Origin of the sequence: Nocardiopsis sp. TNDT3 (assembly GCF_003427465.1) — a bacterium.
In the GTDB taxonomy this organism is placed as follows: Bacteria; Actinomycetota; Actinomycetes; order Streptosporangiales; family Streptosporangiaceae; genus Nocardiopsis; species Nocardiopsis dassonvillei.
In genome coordinates this window covers 1-3,615 of sequence record NZ_QPFC01001353.1, presented here as the reverse complement: position 1 = coordinate 3,615, position 3,615 = coordinate 1, and the positions used below count along the sequence as shown (strand labels likewise).

The following is a 3,615-nucleotide window of genomic DNA, read 5'->3' as shown; positions in this document are numbered from 1 at the left end:
GCTCCGGGCTTCGGTGAAACACCTGGTCACCGCCGGGCTGGTCAACGCCGAGCCCGCGCCCCCATCGTTATCGAGGGCACATATGCGGCCATAACACGACATGCGTCATGAACAACGTCACACCGCACCAGGACAACCAATCGTAGGTCAGCGTACTCCGCCATGCACGCAGAGTCCCCCAACCGCCCCCGCCGGAGGCGGACCGACACCCCATCCACGTCCATCCTGGGTTAGGCTTGGTCCGGTGGCGGGGTAAGACATACCCGCGCCAGACCCATGGCTCCGTAGCTCAGGGGATAGAGCACCGCTCTCCTAAAGCGGGTGCCGCAGGTTCGAATCCTGCCGGGGCCGCATGGGATGACCTGCGATGATCTCGCAGAGCCATCAGGGTGAGAGCCCCGTGGGTTGCGACTACGGTTGCAGCCCACGGGGCTCTGCTCGTCTCCACACGTCGTCTGGGAGCGCGTGCCCGCCCGGCCGCCCGCCTGCGGTCACCGTCGGTCGGCCGCCTCCGTGAAACCCGCGAGCAGCGCGGCCACCGTCCGCCGGACCCGGCCGCCGACCGCGGAGTCCCGCGCGCCAGTGAGCACGAGGTGGTGGACCGCGCCGACCACCGCCAGCGCCAGCGCCTCGGGGTCGGCGCTCCCGTGGAGGCGCCCCAGGCGCCGCTCCGCGGTGAGGTAGTCCGCGGCCGCGGTCTCGACCGCCTCCAGACCGGCCGTGCGGTCGCCGAGGACCGCGCGCACGCGTCCGGCCAGCTCCGGCCGGGAGGCCATGAGCCTGGTCAGCGCCAGGAGGACCGTCGGCGGGGTCGCCAGCACGGCCTCGGCCAGGTTGTCCGCGACCGCGCCCGTACCGGCGCGCCCCGGCAGGGACGCGGCCCCGGCGCAGACCTGGAAGCCCCGGTCGACGGCGTAGGCGGCCAGGAAGTCGTCGGTGTCCGCGAAGTGGGCGTAGAGCAGCCCGGTGGCGACACCGGCCTCGCGTGTGACGGCCCGGCCGCTGAGTCCGCCCGGCCCCTCCCGGACGATCACCCGCTCGACCGCGGAGAAGAGCCGCTGCCTGAGTTCGGGGATGGCGACACCACGTGGCATGCCAGGAAGTCTAGGTCCTCGAACGACCTTGGCGCGGTCGGCCGCCGCACACCGGGCCACCGGCTTGCGCTTGGTATGAACACATGCTCATACTTGAATGAACGCTTGCTCATACCAATGTGGTCCGGAGGTCGCGGTGACGAACGACGGGGACTCCTCCCAGCGTGCCGGTGGCGGAGACGGCGGCTCGCCCCCGGGGCGGGCGGTGATCGTCGGCGCGGGCATCGCCGGGCTCGCCACCGCGCTACGGCTCCACCGGGCCGGTTGGGAGACGCTCGTGGTCGAGCGCGCCCCGGCCCGCCGCAGAGGCGGCTACATGGTGAACCTGGTCGGGTGGGGATACGACGCCGCCGAGCGCCTCGGCCTCGTCCCCGCGCTCTCGGCCAGCGACATCGGCCTGTTCTCCACGGTCCTGGTGAGGGCCGACGGTCGGCGCAAGTTCGCCGTCCCTCCCGAGATCGCCAGGGCCGCCCTCGGCGACCGGGCGCTGACCGTGTTCCGGGAGAACCTGGAATCGGCGCTGTACGAGGCCGTGCGCGGCAGCGCGGTCCTGCGATTCGGCACCACCGCCGTGGACGTGGCCCAGGACGCCGACGGCGTCCGGGTCGGGCTCAGCGACGGCACCACCGAGCGCGCCGACCTGCTCGTCGGCGCCGACGGGCTGCGCTCCGGCGTCCGCGCCGCCGTGTTCGGCCCCGAGGCGGACTTCCGCGTCGACCTGGACCACGTCGTGGGTGCGCTCCCGCTCGACCGGCTCCCCGAGGACGTGCCCGAGGGGACCGGCACCACGTTCATCGGGCCGGGGCGCACGGCGGCGGTGGTCAACCTCGGTCCGGGCCGGTCCTCGGCCTTCTTCGCCTACCGCTGCGCGGATCCGGACGCCGAACTGGCCCGGGGACCGGTCCGGGCGCTCACCTCGGCGTTCGGCGACCTCGGCGGGGGCGTGCCCGACGTGCTCCGCCAGTTGCGCGCCGACCCGTCCGGCGCCTACTTCGACTCCGTCAGCCAGGTCCGCGCGGACCGGTGGAGCCGCGGCCGGGTCGTGCTGCTGGGCGACGCGGCCTGGTGCCCCTCCCTGTTCGCCGGGTACGGCGCGGCCCTCGCGCTCAGCGGCGCCGACCGGCTCGGCGACGCCCTGGAGCGGCACGGCGGCGACGTCACCGGGGCCCTGGCGCGGTGGGAGGCGGGCCTGCGCCCCGAGACCCGCAGGCGGCAGGCGCTCGCCCGGCGGGGGACGCGCCAGTACGCCCCCTCCAGCCGCGCGCACGTGTGGATGAACGACCTGGCGATCCGGGCCGTCCTGCTTCCGGGCGTCCGCGGCCTCGTCCAGCGCCGCATCCGGCGCGCCGGTGAGCGGCACGCCGCGGCGGACGGGTGACGGGCGCGCGACCCGGCGGCCGTCCGGCGCGGCCCCGGAGCCGACCGACCCGTGACCGGGCCCCGCGCGTCCGCGTTCTCCCCGGTCATCGGTGCCGTTTCCCCCACGTGTCGCCATGACACCGGGGGCGGCTCGTCCGATCATGGGGTGGGAGCAGGTACCGGACGGGGGAGGTCACACGGATGGCGCACGCGGAGCACTTCCGGGACGGGCAGGCGGAGGAACCGGACAGAACACCCGCCCGGCAGCGGGGCGGCTCGCCCGCCGCCATCGCCGGGGCGCTCCACCGCACCCCGCACCCGGGCCCCCAGCACTGGGGCGGGCCCCGGCCCCGCAAGACCGACCCGGACCCGTTCTTCCCCAACCGGCTGGGGCCGCCGCCCAAGCGACGCCGCTCCTGAGCGGGCGTTGGCCCGGCGGTCCGCCGAACACGGTCCAACGCCGCGGCCGGAGCACCTGGCCGATCACAGGAAGGGCCGCCAGGGCGCCAGCACGGCCTCGCCGAACTTGGCGTACCAGGGGCGGTCCCGCCACTCCCACTCGGTCAGCTCGCGGGCGTTGGCGAGGTCGTTGGCGAAGACCTCCTCCAGGTGTGCGGCCACGCCCTCGTCGAAGATCTCCACGTTGATCTCGTAGTTGCCCGTCAGGCTCAGCCGGTCCACGTTGGCGGTGCCGATCGTGGACCAGCGGCCGTCCACCGTCGCCGTCTTGGCGTGCACCATGGCGTTGCGGTACAGCCACAGGCGCACGCCGCCGCGCAGCAGCACCGAGTACTGGCTGCGGGAGATCCAGTCCGCGACGACGTGGTTGGACTCCTCCGGTACGAGGATGTTGACGTCCACGCCGCGCTCCACCGCCCCGACCAGGGCGTTCTGGAACTCCCGGTCGGGCATGAAGTAGGCCTGGGTGAACAACACCCGCTCCTTGGCCCGGTCGATGGCCTCCAGGAACATCGCCCGGATGGGATAGATGAGCATCTCGGGCACGTTGCGGTGCACGCGGAAGTGCGCGTCCCAGTCGGGGTCGCCGAAGTTCTCCAGCTCGGGCTGGAGGGACCGCCGGTTCATGTTCCAGAAGTCGCTGAAGGCGTTCTCCAGCTCCCACACCGCCGGGCCGGTCACGCGCATGTGCGTGTCGCGCCAG

4 protein-coding genes and 1 tRNA gene are annotated in these 3,615 nt (G+C 73.7%); 3 read left to right on the top strand and 2 right to left on the bottom strand.

Annotated features, from left to right (window positions below):
- Nucleotides 1-278: 278 nt before the first annotated feature.
- Nucleotides 279-351, top strand: a tRNA-Arg gene (locus DQW06_RS27750).
- A gap of 140 nt (nt 352-491) precedes the next feature.
- On the opposite strand, the gene DQW06_RS27745 is transcribed toward DQW06_RS27750, so the two are convergent.
- A complete protein-coding gene (locus DQW06_RS27745; RefSeq protein WP_117199588.1) occupies nt 492-1,094 on the bottom strand; it encodes a TetR family transcriptional regulator in 603 nt (200 codons plus the stop codon).
- 136 nt (nt 1,095-1,230) lie between these two features.
- Here DQW06_RS27745 and DQW06_RS27740 point away from each other — a divergent pair, with 136 nt between their 5' ends.
- Complete coding sequence (locus DQW06_RS27740) at nt 1,231-2,472, top strand: FAD-dependent oxidoreductase (protein WP_071622780.1); 1,242 nt, start codon at nt 1,231-1,233, stop codon at nt 2,470-2,472.
- A 182-nt stretch (nt 2,473-2,654) separates the two neighbouring features.
- The gene (locus DQW06_RS27735) at nt 2,655-2,873 is read left to right on the top strand and encodes a hypothetical protein (protein ID WP_013155098.1); all 219 of its coding nucleotides are present in this window, start codon (nt 2,655-2,657) and stop codon (nt 2,871-2,873) included.
- Between the two features lie 63 nt (nt 2,874-2,936).
- On the opposite strand, the gene DQW06_RS27730 is transcribed toward DQW06_RS27735, so the two are convergent.
- The coding region (locus DQW06_RS27730) for a phosphatidylserine/phosphatidylglycerophosphate/cardiolipin synthase family protein (RefSeq protein WP_232833184.1) at nt 2,937-3,615 on the bottom strand (679 nt) is incomplete at its 5' end.